Here is a 3,234-nt window from a genome sequence, read left to right on the forward strand (position 1 = left end):
AAAAAGCTCAATAAAGATTAAATGCACAATAGTGCGACTCCAATGAAGTTAAATAGCATTACCAAAGCCTGGCTCAAAAAAAATCAATGTGCATAATCCATTTCAAAATTTCCTTTTATCCTTTCTATCGAAGGGTTAAAATAGCCAAACTTTAAATTGGGAAATTCTTCTCTTATCAATTCCATCATTTGCTTTACACCCATGCACTCCCCTGTTTCGGTAACGCCAATTTTGCCGAGGTACCAATCGGGGTCAATATTAAAATTGCGCCATTGTATCATGCACAGGTCAGTTTCTTTTATCAATTTGCGTAAGGCTTCATATTCTTCAATGCTGTCCGTCATGCCGGGAAAAACAAAATAATTAATACTCGTCCAGCCACCATAGCTGCGTACAATTTTCAAACTCTCTATCAAATCTTCAAACACATAATTATTGGGGCGGTAATACGGCGTATAAATTTTTTCTCTTGCACTGTTGGTACTCACCCTCATGCTGTTTAAACCTGCTTCGCATAAAGCTTTTACGGCATCGGGTTTACTGCCGTTGGTATTAATATTAATGCTGCCTTTTTCAGTATGCTTTCTAATTTCAATAATGGCTTCTCTTATCGTTTCCCACATCAGCAATGGTTCACCTTCGCAACCCTGGCCAAAACTTATTAAGGGAAAAGGTGCAGTTTCTAAATGCGGCACGGTGAACTCTGTAATTTCTTCGGCGGTGGGTTTAAAAGTTAAACGGTCTTGTGTACTGATGATAGTTTCTTCTACCGGTTGAAAACTGATGCAACCAATGCAATTAGCGTTACATGCAGGCGACACCGGCACCGGGCATTCCCATCTGCCCAATGATAAATTTCTTGCAGCCGGGCAAGTGTACGTCATACAGCAATTCTCCATTAAATGTTTTACTAAACGGTTGTGCGGATAAGTTTGCAGTAAATGTTCGGCGCCTTTATTTATCAGGTCATCATTATACCCTTCGCTTTCCTGGCGCACATCTTTTTCAATACGCACTGCAGGCACGTAAAATTTTTCATTCAGCCAACCTGCTGCAGTGTAACAAAATAAAGGAAGTGTAGGTGCATCTTTTGCAGTTTCGTATGCGGCCATGTATAAACCCGTATGTGCAGGCGGAATAAATGCGGCAACAGCCCAGCCTTTGTCGCACAAACGCATGTCGCCGGTTTGCACATCAATACCAATGCCCCGGCGACCGGGTAATTCGTATAAGTTACCGCCAGCGGGCAATTCAATCCAGTCTTCTGTGGCAACGGGCATTGCATCCCAGCCACTGCGGCCAGTTACATAAAGAGAAGTGTCTTCAAAAATATTTCCTTCGCCATCGGAGTATAAAATGTAAGGGCTGGTAGTTAAATTCATTGTTGATCGTTGTTAGTTGTTCGGATGCTGGATTCGAAATCGAACATCGATCAACGAACCACCATCAACGACCAACCATATGTTTACGGCAAAAATCGTCAATTTGCTCCAACTCATCAATTTTTAAATTTCTACGCAGGTTGAATTCAATCTTTTTATTCAGGAGGGTTTCGATGATAATACTATGATATTTTGGGATGATGGTTTTTATTTCGTTCCAGCTTATTTCTGCATCTTTAACAAAATTGGGTACGGTAATGCCGGTTTGCTTGATATCCACGGCTTCGGAACGGATGACCCTCCACTCCCGGTAAAATAAAAATAAATACCCTGCAGATACCAGTAAATGCACCATACCCAACCAGTTATGCCCGTCGGATAGCAGGGTTAGCGAAATTCCAAAAAGCGTCAACACTTCAATCATGCGGAAGATGAGGTTTAACTTTGGCGCTTCAATCAGTAAAACCCCTCCCAAAAATACCAGCAGAAAAATATCCACCGCAATAATCATTTGGGTATAGCACAGCAGTTTATTGCCGTGATGCACCTGCAGTAAATGCAAGCCATTAATTAAAATTATTGAAGCTGCTATAAAGTGAAGTACCCGGGCTGACCGTTTTAATAACTCAAAGGCCGGGTGTACAATTTGAAGGGAGTATTGGGTTGGCATAACAGTAAGTTTTTTGCTGAGATGCGGTGGATTAAAAATTCCATAAAGAAAATTCAGGAATTAGTAATTTGATATTAGGAATTAGGGGTTAACAGTTGCAGCTTACAAAATTGATTGAAACTATTTTCATCAATGGGAATGTTATCTGCTGCTAATTCCACCTGCAATAAATGATTGTTTTTAAAATCTACAGATAGTAAATTATCTTTTAAAACTGCATTTTGTACAGCTGCCCAGCTATATGTTTTTTTAAATAAAGATCTGGTGATGATGATATTTTCTGTAGAAAAAATTGCACTACTTCTCTTTTGTAAAATGAAGAATGCAAAAATAATGGCGATGGTAACAATTACGGCAGGTAGCCATGCGGCAAGTGCTAACCAAAATAAACCCATCACTACAAATAATACAAGCTGGTAATTCTTTTGTTTGAATTTATTTTTAAGCAGATAAAAAACTGCTGTAACAACCAGGAATACAGCAATGGAAAGTGCTGCAGTATTTTTTTGATAATTATTTGAAGGATTAACAGCTATGACAGCCGCTGCAATAAGATGCAAAAAAAACAAAAACCAAAAAAAAGAATTGAAAGCCTTTTGATTATTATCTTTTAATGTAAACACAAACTGATCCATTAATAAAGCATGTAGATTTATTATACCAAAAGGTCTGCTAAAAACTGAATTGTATTTTCACTAATTAACCAATTAACTATTAGCAGCCACCATCATATTACAAAGCTTAAACAAACACCTGGCACCCACATTTTCATCGTACTCGCTATGGCTTACGCCTACTTCCACTAAATCGAACCCAACTAATTTTCTGCCACTTTGTATTACTTTTTTAAACAGGTAAAAAATTTGTTCGGTTTCAAAGCCGCCCTGCACCGGCGTACCTGTATGCGGACAAAGTTTTGGATCTAACCCATCAATATCAAAACTTATAAAAACATTTTGCGGCAGGTGGTTAATAATTTCATCAGCAATTACCTTCCAGGTTTCGCCATCGTACTGGCGCTCTTTAATATTTTTATCAAAATAAGTAATAATTCTTTGGTTGCTGTTTATCAGAGCATCACCACAAGGAAAAATCATACTATTTTGAAACCACATTAATAGGAGTGGTAATGAAGGGTCGTTTTTTTGTAATCGAAGGGATGGATGGCTCAGGAACGACGAC

General features: G+C 38.6%; 4 protein-coding genes. All 4 read right to left on the reverse strand.

The annotated features are described in order from the left end of the window. Positions 1-83 precede the first annotated feature (83 nt). A complete protein-coding gene (locus ACY65O_RS11815; RefSeq protein WP_462221057.1) occupies positions 84-1,382 on the reverse strand; it encodes a radical SAM protein in 1,299 nt (432 codons plus the stop codon). Positions 1,383-1,446: 64 nt separating this feature from the next. After that, complete coding sequence (locus tag ACY65O_RS11820) at positions 1,447-2,052, reverse strand: hypothetical protein (RefSeq protein ID WP_462221058.1); 606 nt, start codon at positions 2,050-2,052, stop codon at positions 1,447-1,449. Between the two features lie 74 nt (positions 2,053-2,126). After that, the gene (locus ACY65O_RS11825) at positions 2,127-2,687 is read right to left on the reverse strand and encodes a hypothetical protein (protein ID WP_462221059.1); all 561 of its coding nucleotides are present in this window, start codon (positions 2,685-2,687) and stop codon (positions 2,127-2,129) included. A gap of 72 nt (positions 2,688-2,759) precedes the next feature. Next, positions 2,760-3,234, reverse strand: a 475-nt coding sequence (locus ACY65O_RS11830) for an arginase family protein (RefSeq protein WP_462221060.1), incomplete at its 5' end; no start/stop codon positions are given.

The organism is Ferruginibacter sp., from assembly GCF_031430955.1.
GTDB lineage: Bacteria > Bacteroidota > Bacteroidia > Chitinophagales > Chitinophagaceae > Ferruginibacter.

Coding starts and splice junctions, on each gene's coding strand:
- ACY65O_RS11815 (WP_462221057.1), bottom strand. CDS start 1,382: ATGAATTTAACTACCAGCCCTTACATTTTATACTCCGATGGCGAAGGA.
- ACY65O_RS11820 (WP_462221058.1), bottom strand. CDS start 2,052: ATGCCAACCCAATACTCCCTTCAAATTGTACACCCGGCCTTTGAGTTA.
- ACY65O_RS11825 (WP_462221059.1), bottom strand. CDS start 2,687: ATGGATCAGTTTGTGTTTACATTAAAAGATAATAATCAAAAGGCTTTC.